Source organism: Streptomyces sp. NPDC018263, from assembly GCF_055562575.1.
Map to the genome: position 1 here is coordinate 545,511 of NZ_JBVHFA010000001.1, position 15,864 is coordinate 561,374.

General features: G+C 69.9%; 17 protein-coding genes. 6 read left to right on the plus strand and 11 right to left on the minus strand.

The genetic code is table 11. The features are described from left to right. Positions 1-8 precede the first annotated feature (8 nt). The 5 genes from ACZ3HQ_RS02500 to ACZ3HQ_RS02520 form a co-directional block, all read right to left on the minus strand. Positions 9-413: a DUF6113 family protein gene (locus ACZ3HQ_RS02500; protein WP_467507279.1), complete on the minus strand. Its 405-nt coding sequence runs from the start codon at positions 411-413 to the stop codon at positions 9-11. Then, positions 410-1,252 carry an N-acetyl-1-D-myo-inositol-2-amino-2-deoxy-alpha-D-glucopyranoside deacetylase gene (mshB, locus tag ACZ3HQ_RS02505; protein WP_467507280.1) on the minus strand — a complete coding sequence of 281 codons (843 nt, stop codon included), beginning with the start codon at positions 1,250-1,252 and terminating at the stop codon, positions 410-412. The genes ACZ3HQ_RS02500 and mshB overlap by 4 nt, the downstream gene beginning before the upstream one ends. Positions 1,253-1,302: 50 nt before the next feature. Continuing rightward, the gene (locus ACZ3HQ_RS02510; protein ID WP_467507282.1) at positions 1,303-1,611 is read right to left on the minus strand and encodes a DUF7677 family protein; all 309 of its coding nucleotides are present in this window, start codon (positions 1,609-1,611) and stop codon (positions 1,303-1,305) included. Positions 1,612-1,640: 29 nt separating this feature from the next. Beyond that, a complete protein-coding gene (locus ACZ3HQ_RS02515; protein WP_467507283.1) occupies positions 1,641-2,474 on the minus strand; it encodes a helix-turn-helix domain-containing protein in 834 nt (277 codons plus the stop codon). Between the two features lie 218 nt (positions 2,475-2,692). Beyond that, positions 2,693-3,163 (minus strand): ATP-binding protein, encoded by a 471-nt coding sequence (locus tag ACZ3HQ_RS02520; RefSeq protein ID WP_467507285.1) that lies wholly within the window; start codon positions 3,161-3,163, stop codon positions 2,693-2,695. 119 nt (positions 3,164-3,282) lie between these two features. On the opposite strand from ACZ3HQ_RS02520, the gene ACZ3HQ_RS02525 reads away from it, so the two are divergent. The 4 genes from ACZ3HQ_RS02525 to rho all read left to right on the plus strand — a co-directional run bounded on the left by ACZ3HQ_RS02525 (position 3,283) and on the right by rho (position 6,091). Further along, on the plus strand, positions 3,283-4,158 hold the full coding sequence (locus ACZ3HQ_RS02525; protein ID WP_467507287.1) for a helix-turn-helix domain-containing protein: 876 nt from the start codon (positions 3,283-3,285) through the stop codon (positions 4,156-4,158). After that, complete coding sequence (locus tag ACZ3HQ_RS02530) at positions 4,155-4,361, plus strand: DUF397 domain-containing protein (RefSeq protein WP_467507289.1); 207 nt, start codon at positions 4,155-4,157, stop codon at positions 4,359-4,361. Before ACZ3HQ_RS02525 ends, ACZ3HQ_RS02530 begins: the two co-directional genes overlap by 4 nt. A gap of 58 nt (positions 4,362-4,419) precedes the next feature. Then, a complete protein-coding gene (locus tag ACZ3HQ_RS02535; RefSeq protein WP_467507290.1) occupies positions 4,420-4,680 on the plus strand; it encodes a DUF397 domain-containing protein in 261 nt (86 codons plus the stop codon). Positions 4,681-4,969: 289 nt separating this feature from the next. Continuing rightward, on the plus strand, positions 4,970-6,091 hold the full coding sequence (gene rho / locus ACZ3HQ_RS02540; RefSeq protein ID WP_467507291.1) for a transcription termination factor Rho: 1,122 nt from the start codon (positions 4,970-4,972) through the stop codon (positions 6,089-6,091). A 44-nt stretch (positions 6,092-6,135) separates the two neighbouring features. On the opposite strand, the gene ACZ3HQ_RS02545 is transcribed toward rho, so the two are convergent. After that, complete coding sequence (locus ACZ3HQ_RS02545) at positions 6,136-6,330, minus strand: hypothetical protein (protein WP_018544306.1); 195 nt, start codon at positions 6,328-6,330, stop codon at positions 6,136-6,138. Positions 6,331-6,545: 215 nt separating this feature from the next. Between ACZ3HQ_RS02545 and ACZ3HQ_RS02550 the strand changes: the two genes are divergently transcribed. Continuing rightward, on the plus strand, positions 6,546-8,690 hold the full coding sequence (locus ACZ3HQ_RS02550; RefSeq protein WP_467507293.1) for a S9 family peptidase: 2,145 nt from the start codon (positions 6,546-6,548) through the stop codon (positions 8,688-8,690). A gap of 100 nt (positions 8,691-8,790) precedes the next feature. On the opposite strand, the gene ACZ3HQ_RS02555 is transcribed toward ACZ3HQ_RS02550, so the two are convergent. From ACZ3HQ_RS02555 to ACZ3HQ_RS02575, 5 genes are read right to left on the minus strand one after another with little or no spacing between them, the layout of a single operon-like run. Beyond that, positions 8,791-9,864, minus strand: coding sequence for an ABC transporter ATP-binding protein (locus ACZ3HQ_RS02555; protein WP_467507295.1), 1,074 nt, complete (start codon positions 9,862-9,864; stop codon positions 8,791-8,793). After that, positions 9,848-10,831, minus strand: coding sequence for an ABC transporter ATP-binding protein (locus ACZ3HQ_RS02560; RefSeq protein WP_467507297.1), 984 nt, complete (start codon positions 10,829-10,831; stop codon positions 9,848-9,850). Before ACZ3HQ_RS02560 ends, ACZ3HQ_RS02555 begins: the two co-directional genes overlap by 17 nt. A 7-nt stretch (positions 10,832-10,838) precedes the next feature. Continuing rightward, positions 10,839-11,822, minus strand: coding sequence for an ABC transporter permease (locus tag ACZ3HQ_RS02565; RefSeq protein WP_467507299.1), 984 nt, complete (start codon positions 11,820-11,822; stop codon positions 10,839-10,841). Then, positions 11,815-12,738 carry an ABC transporter permease gene (locus ACZ3HQ_RS02570; protein WP_467507301.1) on the minus strand — a complete coding sequence of 308 codons (924 nt, stop codon included), beginning with the start codon at positions 12,736-12,738 and terminating at the stop codon, positions 11,815-11,817. The genes ACZ3HQ_RS02565 and ACZ3HQ_RS02570 overlap by 8 nt, the downstream gene beginning before the upstream one ends. A gap of 4 nt (positions 12,739-12,742) precedes the next feature. Continuing rightward, entirely contained in the window at positions 12,743-14,365 is a 1,623-nt protein-coding gene (locus ACZ3HQ_RS02575; protein ID WP_467507303.1) for a peptide ABC transporter substrate-binding protein, read from the minus strand. A 469-nt stretch (positions 14,366-14,834) separates the two neighbouring features. On the opposite strand from ACZ3HQ_RS02575, the gene ACZ3HQ_RS02580 reads away from it, so the two are divergent. Continuing rightward, positions 14,835-15,863: an ABC transporter permease gene (locus ACZ3HQ_RS02580; RefSeq protein ID WP_467507304.1), complete on the plus strand. Its 1,029-nt coding sequence runs from the start codon at positions 14,835-14,837 to the stop codon at positions 15,861-15,863. Position 15,864: the final 1 nt, after the last annotated feature.

Consider the following 15,864-nt stretch of genomic DNA (forward strand, 5'->3'; position numbering starts at 1 on the left):
GTGGTACGTCACTTGCCAAGTCGGTTGGCATCGCCCTCGGGTTGCCGTCCGGGGGCCAAGGTGGCGCAGATCACAGCGAGGGCCATACCGCCGAGCAGGAAGATGTACGAGCCGCCGCCCGCGCCGAAGAGGAAGTCGCCTTCCGGGCGGCTGGCGGTGAGCAGGATGACCGCGATGACCCAGCCGAGCACCGGCGCGACGGCGCCCGAGCGGGCGCGCAGCGCGTAGCCCCCGCCGAGGAACAGTCCGCCCGCGCCCGCGAGGGCGAGCAGCAGGCCGAGCGGGAACCAGGCGGCCTGCACCAGCGCCCCGGCGACGCCGACGACCGCGCCGAGCAGCGCGAGCCCGAGCAGCGCGGCCATCCGGCCCAGCGACGGGCGTCGCAGCGGCTGGGCGAGCATCGAGCTGCTCATGACGCCACCTCCACCCCGGCGAAGAGGTCACTCTCGCCGGGTTCGGCACTGCCCCGCACCAGCTCGTAGTACTCGGTGCCGAACAGCGGCTGGGCGAGGTCGTTGGAGAGCGCGAAGTACTCGCCCGCGACGGTGATCTGGGTGGCGTGCGCGCGCATCGCGGCGGCCTTGGCGGCGGCGTACGCGGTGCCGTCGACGGCGGTGGTGATCCGCTCGTCCGGGACCACGCCGGGCAGGTCGGCGATGTCGGCGCTCTTGCCGAACGGCAGGCCGGGCAGCTCGTCGGCGAGCCGCGCGAAGGCGTCCTCGACGACCGTGCGGGGCATGCGGTTCCAGTAGACCTTGTCCACCTGATGCCCCCGGGCGGCGGCCAGCTCGACGGCGCGCATGGCGACGCGGTGGGCCTGGATGTGATCGGGGTGCCCGTACCCGCCGTTGTCGTCGTACGCGACGACGACCTGCGGCCGGACCTCCAGCAGCACGTCCGCGAGCGCCCCGGCGGCCTCATCGAGGTCGGCCTGCCAGAAGGCGGCGGGGTCGTCGTTGTCCGCCAGCCCCATCATCCCGGAGTCCCGGTACCCGAGCACCCGCACATCACGGACCCCCAGCTCGGTGAGGGCGGCGTCCAGCTCGCCCCGCCGGTACGCCCCCAGCGCATCCCCCTCCAGATGCCGCAGCTCCGGCGGGATCACCTCCCCCCGCTCCCCCAGCGTGCAGGTCACCAGGGTCACGTGCGCCCCCTCGGCCACGTACTTGGCCATGGTCGCGCCGTTGTTGATCGACTCGTCATCAGGATGCGCGTGCACGAGCAGCAGACGCCGGGCGGGCAGTTCGGTCATGGGGTCCAGCGTACGAGGCGGGACGGGCGAAGGTGCCTCCGGCGGTCCCCTCAGGGACCGTGCAGCTCGGTCTCCCACGCCTCGAACGGAGGCTCCGCCTCGTAGCCGGGATCACATGTCATCCGGATCCACTGAGCGACGCGGTACTGGGCGTCGCCGTCATTGAGCGTCTCTCCGTGTTCGTCGACCTCGAGGACGTTGGCGTAGATCGCGAAGATCATCTCCAGGTCCGAGCCGTACTGGAGCAGGTGGGCGCGGTAGTCGATGCCGTCCAGCAGCTCGACGTCCAGCGTGCCGTTGCCCAGGTAGAACGCGAAGAACCGCAGAGCGGACCGTACATCTGTCGAAAGGTGTGCCACGCGATCATCTTCAGCCACCCGGCTTCGCCTCAGCGGGGCGGGTGCTCCCGGCAGTCGCGGCAGTGGCCCGGCTCGGGGGCTCGGAAGACGCGGTCGCAGCCGTCGCAGGTCTGGAAGGGGTGCTGGACGGGAGGTGGGGCGACGGCGGGTGAAGCGAACCGGGGTGGGGGCGGCAGATGCCTGGTCAGCCGGTGGGCGAGCAAGGCAGCGGGGCGTTGCAGCGGCTCCGTCGGCAGGCCGTTGATCAGAGCGTGGCGTACGGCTGACGGAGTGACGTCCCGCTCCAGCCAGGCGGCCACTCCGGGGGCGAGGTGGGCCGTGTCGGTGATGGAGAGCAGCAGGCGGGTGTCATGGCGGCGGAGGTCCGCGAGGACGTCGGTGGCGGCCTGGAGGAGTGCGGGGGCGGAGCAGGAGGGGGACGGTACGGCGGGGAGGGCCTTGGGGCGCGCGACCGGGGCACGGCGCGGGCGGGGTTCGTGCACCTCGCGGACGCCGCCCGGCTGGTTGCAGGAGATGGTGCGGGTGATGATGCGGCCGCCGGGGGTGCGTTGGCGTTCGCGGCGCAGGTAGCCGTGGTGCTCCAGCTCGCGCAGGGCGGCGGCGATGCGGGTGACGCCTTCCGGGAAGCGGGCCGCGAGCGACTTGATGTCGATACGGGCGCCTCGCGGCAGCGACTGGATGTGCGTGCCGAGGCCGATCGCCAGCAGGGAGAGCTCCGCGTGCTGGGCGAGGTGGTTGCCGATCACCGTGAAGCGGGCGGTGTGGCGGGAGTTGTCGTGGATGAGACCACCCCGGTTCGGGTGGTCATGCCCCGCAATACGGGACCGGAGGCGCGAGGGCGCGCTAGGGTTCTGGTTACCCATCGGGAAGCTCTTTCTTCCTTGATGGTCAGGCCCTCGCACTGGGAAGCCACTCCCGGCGGGGGCCGACGTATGTCTGCGGTTGTGTTGCGCTGAGCGTAGAGCCGCCAAGGGTGTCAATTGCCAGCGGAAACAGCGATGTTCACCCGCCCGAGTGAGGCTGCCGCCGTGGGCGGGAGGGGTGGGGCTTGGTGGGGTGCTTTCCCCAGGTCTTCCAGGTCTTAATGACCCCCCGCCCCACCGGAGCACGGCGCACCGGGTTCCGGTACGCCGAGATCCAGTTCAGCCCAAACGATCTTGCGCGGAAACCGGTCCTCGGCCACCCCCCAGCGGTCGGCCAGGGCGGCCACCAGCAGCAGCCCCCGGCCCGTCTCGTCCTCCGCCCCCGGCTCCCTCCGCACCGGCCGCCGGTCACCCCGCGTGTCCGTCACCTCGATCCGGAGGGTGCCGCGCGCGGCATGCAGCGCGAGCCGGAAACTCCGCCCCGGCAGCCGGCCATGGGTCGCCGCGTTCGCCGCCAGCTCCGCGACGATCTGCGCGGCCGCCTCCCAGGGCAGTCCCCAGCCACGAAGCTGCTCAGCGGCGAGCAGGCGGGCGAGACGGGCACCTCGCGGCGTCGAGGAGAACAGCACGCTGAAGTCGCGTGCGCGGGCATCGAGTTGGGCCGCAGCCCCGGTGTTTTCCTGATTCACATCACCCAGGGTGTCCGCCCCGCCCTACCGTGAAGAGTGATCGCACCGTTGCGTACGGTCACTGTCGGCGGCTTGTCCGGTGGTGTCCACGCTGTCGGCAGGGGCAAGGAGGAGTGCGGATGTCAGTGGACGACGAGGCGGTACGGCCCGCTTCGGAGACGGACGAGCCCGGCTGGGAAGTCGAGGCGGACGACGACTGGGGCGCGGCGGTGATCGCCACGGTGGGCCGCCAGTTGAAGCTACGACGCGAGGCCGCGGGGCTGCGAGCGGCGGAGTTCGGCACGCGGATCGGGTACGGGGAGGACCTGGTCTACAAGGTGGAGGCCGGCAAGCGGATTCCCCGGCAGGAGTATCTGGACAGGTCGGACGAGGTACTGGACGCGGGCGGGTTGATCTCGGCCGCGTGGGACGACGTGAAGAAGGTCCGATACCCCAGGAAAGTTCGAGAGCTGGGCAAGCTGGAGGCACAAGCGGTCGAGATCGGGGTGTACGAGTGCAACAGCATCAACGGGCTGGTGCAGACAGGGGCACACGCTCGCGCCCTGTTCGAAGCCGCACAACCGCCCTACTCACCGGACGAGGTTGAGCGCATGGTGGCCGCGCGAATCGCTCGTCAGTCGGTGTTCCAGCGCTCGCCCGCCCCAGCACTCAGCTTCGTCCTGGAAGAGGCGGCTCTGAAGCGCCCCATCGGGGGCACAATGGTGTGGCGCCAACAGCTTGAACGTGTGCTGGAGGTAGCCAAGTTGCACAACGTCGTGCTTCAGATCATGTCGAACAAGTGCACCACCCATTCCGGGTTGGACGGTCGGATCGAGCTGCTGAAATTCGCAGACGGTTCAGCGGTGGGCCGGTCAGACGGTGCGTTCAACGGCAGGCCGATCTCTGAGCCCAAACACCTGCGCATCCTTGAGCTGCGGTATGGCACGATCCGGGCTCAGGCACTCCCACCAGAGGAGTCGCTGGACCTCATCGAGAAAATGCTGGGAGAGACATGATCCACAAGACCACTGCCGGGGGCACCTCCGAGCTGGCGTGGTTCAAGAGCAGCTACAGCAGCGGTAACGACGGCAACTCCTGCGTCGAACTCGCCGTAACCCCCAGCACCATCCACGTCCGCGACTCCAAGCACACCGCAGGCCCTCAGCTCGCCCTCACCCAGGACACCTGGACGGCCTTCGTCACCGGCGTACGCGACTGAGCCCTGACGGCCCCGGCACAGGCATGCCGGGGCCGCACAGTTGGGCAGCCTCTGCCCCATGAGCGAAAACCTCAGCACGCCGAAGTGGTTCAAGAGCAGCTACAGCGGTGGCAACGACGGCAACTCCTGCGTCGAGGTCGCCATAACGCTCAACTGGTTCAAGAGCAGCCACAGTGACGGGCCGGACGGCAACTCCTGTGTTGAAGTCGCGCGAGCGCCCCGCGCAGTCCACGTCCGTGACTCCAAGCACCCCGTAGGCCCCCGCCTCGCCCTCGCCGAGGACGCCTGGGCCTCCTTCCTCGCCGGCGTCCGCGACTGACCCCCTACGGCCCCGGCAGAGCCCGCCGGGGCCGCCTTCCCCTTGACGTAACCCTCCGCACCGGTACAGTGCAAGGAGCGGCATGCCCGCGCCCCATGTCCGGCGCCGGTGTCGCTTTCTTCTCTCAGCCCTCGTGCTCACGGTCTTCGACCGGGCCGGGCTTCTTCTGATCAGCACCTCTTGACCAGGGCTTTCGTCGCCGTCAGTGGTGCGTTTCCGTCGCCCGGAGGCAGGCGTCTCCGTGATCCGCGGCCCTTCCTGAACTCTGTCCGGAAAGGACACCCCCACCATGACCACCACCCTCGAACGCCCCACCAGAACCCAGAGCACGACCCTCACCGGCGTCCTCGACATCGACGCGCACGGAAAGGGCCACCTGAGGGCCGCCGCGAGCCTCCTGCCGTCGCCCGCCGACCCCCACGTCTCCCCCGCTCTCATCCGCCGCCACGGCCTCCGCAAGGGCGACCTCGTCGAAGGCGTCGCCGGACCCCAGCGGACCCTCACCGAGGTCACCGGAATCGAGGCCCCCACAGGGCAGCGGAGGCACTTCCGCGACCTGACCCCCTTGCACCCCCACGACCGGCTCCGCCTGGAGCACCCCGCCTCGGGCCTGGCCGGCCGCCTTACGGACCTGCTCGCACCCGTGGGCAAGGGGCAGCGCGGCCTCATCGTCGCCCCGCCGAAGAGCGGGAAGACCGTACTCATCCAGCAGTTCGCCGCGGCGGTCGCGGGCAACCACCCCGAGTGCCGCCTGATGGTGCTGCTGCTGGACGAACGCCCGGAGGAAGTCACCGACATGCGCAGGTCGGTGCGCGGCGAGGTCTACGCCTCCACCTTCGACCGCCCCGCCAAGGAGCACACCGCCCTCGCCGACCTCGTCATGGAGCGGGCCAAGCGGCGGGTGGAGGCCGGGGAGGACGTGGTGATCCTGCTGGACTCGCTGACCCGGCTCTGCCGCGCCCACAACAACGCCTCGGCGGCGGGCGGCCGTACGCTCAGCGGAGGCGTCGACGCGGGCGCGCTGCTGGGACCCAAGCGGTTCTTCGGGGCGGCACGGCAGGCGGAGGAGGGCGGTTCGCTGACGATCCTCGCGACCGCGCTCGTGGACACCGGCTCGCGCGCCGACGGCTACTTCTTCGAGGAACTGAAGAGCACCGGCAACATGGAACTACGGCTGGACCGCGAACTCGCGTCCCGCCGCGTCTTCCCGCCCGTGGACATCGACCGCACCGGCACCCGCCGCGAGGAACTTCTCTTCACCCGAGAGGAGTTGACCGTCACCAGGGGCCTGCGCCGCGCCCTGCGCTCACACGGGGACGCGTCCCTGGAAACCCTGCTGACGCGCCTGCGGGAGACCCCGGACAACGCCACGTTCCTGCGCCGCGTCCAGCCCACCCTGCCGACGAGCTGAGCACACAGGAGGGGCGACAACAGACGCCATCACCCCGCCCCGCGTCAGAACTTGATGCTGCCGATCATGCTGGCGACGTTCGTGGTCAGCTCGCTGATCGTGGGTGCGATGGTCGAGGAGGCGAGATAGAAGCCGAGGAGCATGCAGATGGCCGCGTGTCCCCCCTTCAGTCCCGACTTCTTGATCAGCAGGAAGACGATGATCGCCAGCAGCACCACCGCCGAAATCGAGAGTGCCACGGCGGCTCACCTCCAATGAATCCCAGGGACACGGGGGGTTCGGACTATGGGGGTTGTGACTTCGGTACAGCCCCGGCGGACCGGCCCGAGAGCCAAGTCCACGCGGACGCCGCCAGGTTCATACCCACGCAGCGACAGTGATCATAACTATGTGTGCTCGCGCATCGCTCGGCGCACGGCCGCACAAGGGGGCGCATGGCCAATATGGTCGGGCCATGACGACCCAGACAGCCGGCACCGACTCCTTCCCCCGCCGACACGCCCGGACCCAGCGCTTCTCGCTCGGCGCGCCGCGCGCGTTCACCGTGGCCCCCGACGGCTCCCGTGTCGCGTTCCTGCGCTCCGGCTCCGGCACGGACCGCGCCAACTCCCTGTGGGTACTGGACACCGCGGACGGCACCGAACGCCTCGCCGCCGACCCCCGCGCCCTCCTCGCGGGCGCCGACGAGGAGCTGTCACCCGAGGAACGCGCCCGCCGCGAACGCAGCCGCGAGGGCGGCGCGGGCATCGTCGGGTACGCCACCGACACCGCCGCCGAACTGGCCTCTTTCGCCTTGTCGGGGCGGCTGTTCACGGCCGAGCTGCGCGCCGGAACCGCCCGTGAACTCCCCGTCCCCGGCCCGGTGATCGACCCCCGCCCCTCCCCCGACGGCACCCGCGTCGCCTACGTCGCCGGAGGCGAGCTGCGTGTCGTCGGCGCCGAGGGAGCCGACGACCGGGCCCTCGCGACCCCCGAGAGCGACGAAGTGGCCTACGGCCTCGCGGAGTTCGTCGCCGCCGAGGAGATGGACCGTACGCGGGGCTTCTGGTGGTCCCCGGAGTCGGACCGGCTGCTGGTGGCGCGGGTGGACGACACGCCGGTGCGGCGCTGGTGGATCGCGGACACGTCACACCCGGACCGTGAGCCACACCACGTGCGCTACCCGGCGGCCGGCACCGCCAACGCCGAGGTGACCCTCTTCGTCATCAGCCTGGACGGCACCCGCACCGAGGTCCGCTGGGACCGCGAGCGGCACCCCTATCTGGCGCGAGTGCACTGGTCACAGGCGGGTGCGCCCCTCCTCCAGGTGCAGTCGCGGGACCAGCGGAGCACGCTCGTCCTGGCCGTCGACCCGGACACCGGCGAGACCCGGACGCTGCACGCCGACGAAGATCCAACATGGCTTGATCTTTTCGCCGGGGTGCCCGCCTGGACCCCCTCCGGGGAACTGGTCCGCATCGCGGACAAGGACGGCGCGCGGGTCCTCACGGTGGGCGAACGCCCGCTGACCGGCCCGGAGTTGCACATCCGCGCGGTGCTGGACGTGTCGTCGGACGACGTACTGGTCTCGGCCTCCGCCGGAGCGGCGGCCGAGGACCCGGAAATCGGCGAGATCCATGTGTACCGGGTCGGCGCGACGGGCGTGGAGCGCGTGTCGCGGGAGCCCGGCGTGCACTCGGCGGTGCGCGCGGGCGATGTGACCGTGCTGGTCTCCGCGACCCTGGACAGCCCCGGCGCCCGTGTCCAGGTGCTGCGTGACGGAAAATCGGCGCTCGGTGTCCGCTCGTGCGCCGAAGACCCCGGTATGTCCCCCCGCGTGACCCTGACCGAGGGGGGCGCACGGCGAATTCCGTGCGCCGTGCTTATGCCATCGGACTACCCCGACGACACTCCCCTGCCGGTCCTGCTCGACCCCTACGGGGGCCCGCACGGCCAGCGGGTCGTCGCCGCCCACAACGCCCATCTGACCTCGCAGTGGTTCGCCGACCAGGGCTTCGCGGTGATCGTCGCGGACGGCCGGGGCACCCCCGGCCGCTCCCCCGAGTGGGAGAAGTCGATCCACCAGGACTTCACGGTCACCCTCGACGACCAGATCGACGCCCTGCACGACCTCGCCAAGCGCTACCCGCTCGACCTCGACCGCGTGGCCATCAGGGGCTGGTCGTACGGCGGTTACCTCTCCGCGCTGGCCGTCCTGCGCCGCCCGGACGTCTTCCACGCGGGCGTCGTCGGCGCCCCGGTCACCGACTGGCGGCTCTACGACACCCACTACACCGAGCGCTATCTGGGCGACCCCGACGCGGACCCCGAGAGCTACACCCGCAACTCCCTGATCACCGACGAGGGCCTGTCCGACCCCGCCGAACCGCACCGGCCCATGATGATCATCCATGGTCTGGCCGACGACAACGTGGTGGCCGCACACACCCTCCGGCTCTCCTCCGCCCTGCTGGCCGCCGGGCGCCCGCACGAGGTGCTTCCGCTGTCCGGCGTCACCCACATGACCCCGCAGGAACAGGTCGCGGAGAATCTGCTCCTCCTCCAGGTCGACTTCCTCAAGCGCGCCCTGAGCGGCCCCAGCGCGCCCGAACAGCGTTAACGCACAGGCAACTTCGCCGAAGCCACCACGATATGAGCACCCGCGAGGCTGATCGCGTACGGCCGTGCGGGTGCCGTGAAACGGGCCGGGATACGCCATGTCATCCCGGCCCGTTGCCGTGCCCCCCGTGTTCCTCCATGGCCCCCGGCACCACCCGCCGCTCCGCCGCGAACAGACACGCCGACGGATGCGCGACCGGGCCCCCGGCCCCCCGGAACTCCTCCGGCACCGCCAGCTCCGGCACCTCCCGCGCGCACCGCTCCTCGGCCTTCCAGCACCGGGTGCGGAACCGGCACCCGGAGGGGATCGCCGTAGGAGACGGCACATCACCGCTCAGGATGATCCGCTCCCGGTGCGCCCGTGCCTCCGGATCGGGCACCGGCACCGCCGACAGCAGCGCCTGGGTGTACGGGTGGGTGGGATGCTCGTAGATCTCCGCGTCCGTGCCGGTCTCCACGATCCGGCCCAGGTACATCACCCCGACCCGGTCGGAGATGTGCCGCACGATCGACAGGTCGTGCGCGATGAACACGTAGGACAGCCCGAACTCCGCCTGGAGCCGCTCCAGCAGGTTGATCACCTGCGCCTGCACCGACACGTCCAGCGCGGACACCGGCTCGTCCGCCACGATCACCTCCGGGCGCAGCGCCAGCGCCCGCGCGATGCCGATCCGCTGCCGCTGGCCGCCGGAGAACTGGTGCGGATAGCGGTTCAGGAACTCCGGGTCGAGCCCCACCACCTCCAGCAACTCCTGGACCCGGCGCCGCCGTTCACCCTTCGGCGCGACCTCGGGATGGATCTCGTACGGCTCCCCGACGATGTCCCCCACCGTCATCCGGGGGTTGAGCGAGGTGTACGGGTCCTGGAACACCATCTGGATGTTGCGGCGCACCTCCTTCAGCCGACGCCCGGACACGCCCGTGATGTCCTCGCCCCGGAACCGGATCTCGCCCGCCGTGGGCCGCTCCAGATGGCAGAGCAGCCTGGCCACCGTGGACTTGCCGCACCCCGACTCGCCCACGATGCCGATGGTCTCGCCCCGGCCCAGGCTGAAGTCGACGCCGTCGACGGCCTTCACGGCGCCGACCTGCTTGCGCAGCACGATGCCCCGGGTCAGCGGGTAGTGCTTGACCAGGCCGCGCGCCTCCAGCACGGGTTCAGCCGTCGAGGCCATCGAGGCACTCCCTCCAGAAGTGGCAGGCGCTCACCCGGCCGGGACCGGCCGGGTACAGCGGGGGCTCGTCCGTGCGGCAGACGTCCCGCGCCATCGCGCAGCGCGGGTGGAAGGCGCAGCCGGACGGGATGTGGGTGAGGCTGGGCGGCAGACCCCGGATGGCGTACAGCTCGCGGCCCTTGTGGTCGAGGCGGGGGATGGAGTCGAGCAGGCCGCGCGTGTAGGGGTGGGCCGGTGCCTTGTAGATGTCGTGCACGGGCGCCGACTCCACGATCCGGCCCGCGTACATCACGGCGATCCGGTCGGCCACGTCAGCGACCACGCCGAGGTCGTGGGTGATGAGGACCAGCCCCATGTCGTACTCCCGGCGCAGCTCCGCGAGGAGGTCCATCACCTGGGCCTGGACGGTGACGTCGAGCGCGGTGGTGGGTTCGTCGGCGATGACCAGCGCGGGTTCCAGCGCGATCGCCATGGCGATCATGATCCGCTGGCGCATGCCGCCGGAGAACTGGTGCGGATAGTCCCGCACCCGCTGGGCGGCGCCCGGGATGCGCACCCGGTCCATCAGCTCGACGGCCCGCTGGCGCGCCTCCTTGCGGGACATCCCCCGGTGGACGGTGAACATCTCCCCCAGTTGATCGCCGACGGAGAGCACGGGGTTGAGGGCGGACAGCGCGTCCTGGAAGATCATCGCCATTCCGGCGCCCCGGATCTTCCGCCGCTCCTCCTCCTTCAGGTCAAGCAGGTCGCGGCCCTGGAAGAGGATCTGACCGCCGGTGATCCGGCCGGGCGGCATGTCGAGGATGCCCATCACGGCCTGCGCGGTCACCGACTTGCCGGAGCCGGACTCCCCGAGCACGGCGAGCGTCTCGCCCGCGGCGACCCCGTACGACACCCCGTTGACCGCCTTGGCGACGCCGTCGCGGGTGCGGAACTCCACGTGCAGGTCACGCACTTCGAGCAGCATGGCGCCGTCACCTCAGCTTCGGGTCGAGGGCGTCGCGTACCGCGTCGCCGAGCATGATGAAGGCCAGGACGGTGATCGCCAGCGCCCCGGAGGGCCAGAGCAGGGCGTGCGGGGCGTTGCGGATGTAGGGGGAGGCGGCGGAGATGTCGATGCCCCAGGACACGCTGGGCGGCTTCAGGCCGACGCCGAGGTAGGACAGGGTGGCCTCCAGCGAGATGTAGGTGCCGAGCGCGATGGTGGCCACGACGATGACGGGGGCGACCGCGTTGGGCGCGATGTGCCGCAGCAGCAGCCGGGCGGGCGAGGCGCCGAGCGCGCGGGCCGCCTGGACGTAGTCGTTCTGCCGGGTGGTGATGACGGAGCCGCGCGCGATCCGGGAGATCTGCGGCCAGCCGAGCAGCACCATGAACCCGACGACCGGCCAGACGGAGTTGCTGGTGACCACCGACAGCAGCACCAGGCCGCCGAGGACGACCGGGATGGCGAAGAAGACGTCGGTGATCCTCGACAGCACCGCGTCCCAGGCCCCGCCGAAGAAGCCGGCGAGCCCGCCGAGAACCGACCCGAGCAGCGCGACCCCGAGCGTGGCGCACACGCCCACCGTGACCGACGTGCGGGCGCCGTAGACGGTCCGGGTGTACACGTCGCAGCCCTGCCCGTCGAAGCCGAAGGGGTGGCCGGGCGCTGAGCCGTCCTGGGCCTTGGCGAGGTCGCAGTCCAGGGGGTTGCCGGAGGTGATGGCCGAGGGCCAGAGGGAGATGAAGACCAGGAAGAGGATCACCAGGGCCGAGAGCAGGAAGACCGGGTTGCGCCTGAGGTCCCGCCAGGCGTCCGACCAGAGCGAGCGCGGCCTGCTGTCGGGCCCGCCGCCCGCCGGTCCGCCCGGCACCCGCTCCAGGGTCGCGGCCTCACCGGTCGCGAGGTCCATCGCGCCGCCCATGCCGGTCCCGGCGACGGCCCCCCGCGACTCGTACGACGACGGCTCAGGCATAGCGAATCCTCGGGTCGAGTACCGCGTAGAGCAGGTCCACCAGCAGGTTGGCGACCAGGAAGACCAGCACCAGCACGGTGACGAAGCCGACCACCGTCTGCGTGTTCTGCCGGAGGATGCCCTGGTAGAGCTGGAAGCCGACGCCGTGGATGTTGAAGATCCGCTCGGTGACGATCGCGCCGCCCATCAGCGCCCCGATGTCGGTGCCGATGAAGGTGACGACGGGGATCAGCGAGGTCCGCAGCAGGTGCCGCACCACGACCCGGCGCCGGGGCAGCCCCTTGGCGACGGCGGTACGGACGTAGTCCGAGCGCCGGTTCTCCGCGATGGAGGTACGGGTCAGCCGGGTGACGTAGGCGAGCGACACCGACGCCAGCACCAGCCCCGGCACGATCAGTTCGTTGAACGGCGCCTCCGGGGAGACCGACGGCTTGATCCACCCCCACTCCACGCCGAGCAGCAGTTGGAGCACCAGACCGGTGACGAAGGTCGGCACGGAGATCACCACGAGGGTGAGCAGCAGTACGCCGGTGTCGACGGGCCGGCCCCGGCTCAGTCCGGTGAGCACGCCGAGGCTGATGCCGACGACGAGTTCGAAGAGGATGGCGACGATGGTCAGCCGGACGGTGACGGGGAAGGAGACCGCCATCAGCTCGGTGACGGGCTGTCCGTTGAAAGCGGTGCCGAAGTCGCCGGTGAAGACGTTGCCCATGTAGGTCGCGTACTGCTGCCAGAGCGGCTGGTCGAGACCGAACTCGGCGCGGAGCTGGGCGGCCGTGGCCGCGTCGCACTGCCGCTCCCCGCACAGGCCCGCGACGGGGTCGCCCATCACGTTGACCATCAGGAAGATCAGCAGGGTGGCCCCGACGAACACCGGCACCATCTGGAGCAGCCGCCGGACGACGTAGCGTCCCATCCGCTCAGCTCACCTTGATCTCGTTGTACACCGGCACGCTGAACGGGTTGAGCTGGACGTCGGTGAGGCGCTGGGAGTAGCCCGCGTTGCCGTTCTGGTACCAGAGCGGGATGGCGGCCATGTTGTCCCGGACGACCTCCTCGGCCTGCTGGAAGGTGGCGACCGACTTGGCCGGGTCGGTCTCGGCGTTGGCCCGGTCCACCAGCTCGTCGAACTCGGAGTTGGACCACTGGCCGTCGTTGGAGGAGGCGCCGGTGAAGTACAGCGGCTGGAGGAAGTTCTGGATGAGCGGGTAGTCCATCTGCCAGCCCGCCCGGAAGGGGCCGCTCATCTTGTGCTGCCCCATCTGGTTGCGGAAGTCGGCGAAGGTGCCGACCGGGTTGCCGACGCAGGCGTTGTCGTCGCCCAGGGCGTGGTTGATGGAGTTGCAGACCGCGTCGACCCACTCCCGGTGCGAGCCGGTGTCCGCGTTGTAGGTGAGCTTCAGCGAGCCGCCGGGGATGCCGCCGCCCTGCCGGACCAGCCGCTTGGCGGCCGCCGGGTCGTACGTACAGGCGCGGCCGCACAGGCCCGCCTTGTAGCCGCCGTCGGTGCCGAGGACGGGTGAGGTCCAGTCGGTGGCGGGGGTGCGGGTGCGCTGGAAGATCGTCTTGGTGATCTGGTCCCGGTTGATGGCCATGGAGAGCCCGGTGCGGACCTTCTCCATGCCGGGGCGGTTCCAGCGCTCGTCGTAGTACGGGAAGGCGAGGGTCTGGATGATGCCGGCCGGGGTGTTGATGTACCGCTCGCCGAGGTCGGTCCTGACGTTCTTGAGCTGGGCGGCCGGGATGTCGTCGGCGAGGTCGAGGTTGCCGGCCATCAGGTCGGTGTAGGCGGTGTTGTTGTCGGTGTAGACCTTGAGGATCACCCCGTCGTTGAGCGCCTTGTCGCCGCCGGGGTAGCCGTTCCACTTCCGCAGGGTCATCTGGGAGCCCTTGGTGTAGGACTCGATGGCGTAGGGGCCGTTGCCGACCGGGGTCTTCAGCCAGGCGGTGTGGTCGGTGAAGAAGGCGCGGGGCAGCGGGGCGAAGGCGGCGTAGCCGAGGGTGTCGGGGAAGCCGGAGAACTTCTGGTTCAGGGTGACGGTGAAGGTGTGGTCGTCGACCACCTTGAGCCCGGAGAGGGTGTCCGCGCGCTGGCTCCCCATCTCGGGGTGGACCTGGTCGTAGCCCTCGATGTAGCCGAAGAAGTACGCGTTCTTCTGCTTGTTCCTCAGGCTCGCGCCGTAGTTCCAGGCGTCGGTGAAGGAGCGGGCGGTGACCTTCTCGCCGTTGGAGAAGGTCCAGCCGTCCTTGAGCTTCACGGTGTAGTGCCGGGAGTCGGTCGTCTCGATGGACTGGGCCAGCATGTTCTGGGCCTCGCCGGTCCTCGGGTCGTACCGCTTCAGGCCCCGGAAGACCATGTCGAGCACCTTGCCGCCCTGCACCTCGTTGGTGTTGGCCGGCTCCAGCGGGTTCTGCGGGTCGCCCCAGGAGGAGGTGAGCATCCCGCCGTCCGCCGCCCCGCTCGCTCCCCCGCCGCACCCGGTGGCCAGGAGCGCCAGCGCGGCGGCGCCGGTCAGCCATCGGGCGTGCGTGAATCCGCGCATGCTGCCTCCTCAGGGATCACCTCACCGTTACCGGTCAATATCGGCCCGTAGGGAACATCCCGCATGCCCGCCGCCCGATTGCCCCGCCTTTGGGGGGACACGTCAGCCATATGCAGGCAGGTCCGGCACGCCCCCGGTGATCTTGCGGACAAGACGCAATGGATCGCCGCGCAACGTTGCCGAAACGTTGGATCGTGACGCGCCGATGTACGCATTTCGACACCCCACCGTCCGGATATCGAACCCATTGGTTGATTTGCCCGAATTACCCGAAGTGAAGCACGGATTGATTACGGTCGCGCTACACGCGTAGCTACGGATGCGTCATGCAGAGGTAAAGAAGGTAAAGACAAGACCAAGTCGACCGAGAATTTATTGACCTTGAATGAATTGCGTTGAAAAAGTCCGGCGTAGCCCGTAGGGGAGCGCCCTGCGGAGTCCTCAGACCCTCCTTGGGCCAGGAGCACCAATGACCACCCCCACTCCATCGGCGGCTGCCGCGCTTGAGGTGACCGACGTTCCCGTCGAGAAGTCGGGTACTCCGGACGGCCCCAAGGGCAGCGAGAGCCGGTCCCCCGGCCGGCTTGCCTGGAAGCGTTTCAAGCGCGACCGGACCGGCGTCGTGTCCGCCTTCGTCGTCCTCTTCTTCTTCCTCATCGCCATAGCGGCGCCGCTCATAGCCAAGCTGTACGGCAAGAACCCGTACACCACCTACGCGAGCGAGCGGCCCGAGCTGCTGGACGCGTTCTCCTACCCGGTCGGCGCCAACGGCGGCATGAGCTCGGAGTTCTGGTTCGGCGTCGAGCCCCAGCTCGGGCGGGACGTCTTCACCTTCCTGCTCTACGGCATCCGGACCTCGCTGGGCATCGCCCTCGCCGCCACGATCCTCACCACGGTCGTCGGTGTCGTCATCGGTGTCACGGCGGGCTACCTGGGCGGCAAGACCGACTACTTCGTCGGCCGGATCATCGACATCGTGCTGTCGTTCCCGTCCACGCTGTTCTTCATCGCCTTCATGCCCGTGGTCTACGGCATCTTCATCGCTCCCGACGAGAACGTGCCGACCTGGCTGGTGTCGGTCGCGCTGATCATCGTGCTCTCGGCGTTCGGCTGGGCGTCCATCGCGCGACTGCTGCGCGGTCAGGTGCTGGGCCTGCGCGAGCGGGAGTTCGTCGAGGCCGCCAAGGTCACCGGCGCCTCCCCGCGGCGCATCGTGTTCAAGGAGCTGCTGCCCAACCTGTGGACGCCCATTCTCATCCAGTCCACGCTGATGCTCCCGGCCTACGTGACCGCTGAGGCGGGCCTGGCCTTCCTCGGCGTCGGTATCACCGACCCGACCCCGGACTGGGGCGTGATGATCGGCCGCGGCGCCTCGTTCTACTCCCAGGACATCACCTTCATGCTGTTCCCCGGCATCTCCATGGTGATCTTCGTCCTCGCGTTCAACCTGCTCGGCGACTCCGTGCGCGACGCGCTCGACCCGAAGTCGAAGCGGTAGC

Bases quoted from the DNA above. Each gene is read 5' to 3' on its own strand.
- ACZ3HQ_RS02550 (WP_467507293.1), top strand. From the start codon at position 6,546: ATGACGACCCAGACAGCCGGCACCGACTCCTTCCCCCGCCGACACGCC.
- ACZ3HQ_RS02570 (WP_467507301.1), bottom strand. From the start codon at position 12,738: ATGGGACGCTACGTCGTCCGGCGGCTGCTCCAGATGGTGCCGGTGTTC.
- ACZ3HQ_RS02555 (WP_467507295.1), bottom strand. From the start codon at position 9,864: ATGGCCTCGACGGCTGAACCCGTGCTGGAGGCGCGCGGCCTGGTCAAG.
- ACZ3HQ_RS02500 (WP_467507279.1), bottom strand. From the start codon at position 413: ATGAGCAGCTCGATGCTCGCCCAGCCGCTGCGACGCCCGTCGCTGGGC.
- ACZ3HQ_RS02560 (WP_467507297.1), bottom strand. From the start codon at position 10,831: ATGCTGCTCGAAGTGCGTGACCTGCACGTGGAGTTCCGCACCCGCGAC.
- ACZ3HQ_RS02580 (WP_467507304.1), top strand. From the start codon at position 14,835: ATGACCACCCCCACTCCATCGGCGGCTGCCGCGCTTGAGGTGACCGAC.
- ACZ3HQ_RS02530 (WP_467507289.1), top strand. From the start codon at position 4,155: ATGATCCACAAGACCACTGCCGGGGGCACCTCCGAGCTGGCGTGGTTC.
- mshB (WP_467507280.1), bottom strand. From the start codon at position 1,252: ATGACCGAACTGCCCGCCCGGCGTCTGCTGCTCGTGCACGCGCATCCT.
- ACZ3HQ_RS02535 (WP_467507290.1), top strand. From the start codon at position 4,420: ATGAGCGAAAACCTCAGCACGCCGAAGTGGTTCAAGAGCAGCTACAGC.
- rho (WP_467507291.1), top strand. From the start codon at position 4,970: ATGACCACCACCCTCGAACGCCCCACCAGAACCCAGAGCACGACCCTC.
- ACZ3HQ_RS02565 (WP_467507299.1), bottom strand. From the start codon at position 11,822: ATGCCTGAGCCGTCGTCGTACGAGTCGCGGGGGGCCGTCGCCGGGACC.
- ACZ3HQ_RS02575 (WP_467507303.1), bottom strand. From the start codon at position 14,365: ATGCGCGGATTCACGCACGCCCGATGGCTGACCGGCGCCGCCGCGCTG.
- ACZ3HQ_RS02515 (WP_467507283.1), bottom strand. From the start codon at position 2,474: ATGGGTAACCAGAACCCTAGCGCGCCCTCGCGCCTCCGGTCCCGTATT.
- ACZ3HQ_RS02525 (WP_467507287.1), top strand. From the start codon at position 3,283: ATGTCAGTGGACGACGAGGCGGTACGGCCCGCTTCGGAGACGGACGAG.